This is a genomic window from Glycomyces xiaoerkulensis (assembly GCF_002798405.1).
Classification (GTDB): Bacteria; Actinomycetota; Actinomycetes; order Mycobacteriales; family Micromonosporaceae; genus Glycomyces; species Glycomyces xiaoerkulensis.
The window spans coordinates 2,829-3,580 of sequence record NZ_PGGV01000025.1 but is presented as its reverse complement, the minus strand read 5'-3'; the positions used below and the strand labels follow the sequence as shown (position 1 = coordinate 3,580).

Sequence of the window (752 nt, the reverse complement as noted above, 5' to 3'; positions counted from 1 at the left end):
GGCGACCGTGTTCCGTTCGCTTCGTATGGGGGGTCATTCCGGTGGGACGATCCGGTGGACCAGCGCAGTAACGAGGGCCTCGGCCCTGGCCTGGTCGAAGAGGTCGGGGAGCGTCAGCCGTTCCACGATCAGCCAGTTCAGGGCCAAGTAGAGCTCAACCACCGTATCGGCGTCCCCGGGCATGCCCGATTGCAGATGGAAGTCGATGTTGTCCTGGAGGTTCGCGCGGATCTGCTCCGTGAGCACCGCCCGCAGCTCGGGGCGGCGGGTGGCTTCGAGGCGCAGCTCCATCATGGCGAGGTAGCCCGACCGGAAGGCGGTGATCCGCCCGACCAGCTCCTGCATCAGCCGGTCCACCGACTCGCGCGTCCGCGGCAACGCAAGCGACTCGCCCATCGCCTCGGACCCGGGATCGAGCCGTTCGAAGACCCGCCCCCCGACCTGAGTCAGGAGCACGTCGCGGCTCGGGAATGGGGTCATCTATCCTCCGGGGCTGGACAGGGGGTGGCCGAGCCCGTACGCCCATCTGCGGCGATATGTAATCTCGACCACACTCGATCCGGCCCGCGCCCCGGACGTGAACTTCATCGCCTAACACGCCCCACGTTCATGCCCCGCCTCAAACAAGAGGCAGGCCAGGGGGTCTGACTCTGCGGCGGAGGAAAACTCGCCGCCGCGCTCATCGACGAGATCGACCAGATCGTCGTCAAGCGCTACCCGCTCGTCCTCGGCGGCGGGATCCCCATGTTCGA

Annotated in this window: 1 protein-coding gene; it reads right to left on the bottom strand. The window is 67.2% G+C overall.

The window, feature by feature from the left end:
• Positions 1-33: 33 nt before the first annotated feature.
• The gene (locus CUT39_RS08680; RefSeq protein ID WP_100445615.1) at positions 34-480 is read right to left on the bottom strand and encodes an ABC-F family ATP-binding cassette domain-containing protein; all 447 of its coding nucleotides are present in this window, start codon (positions 478-480) and stop codon (positions 34-36) included.
• Positions 481-752: the final 272 nt, after the last annotated feature.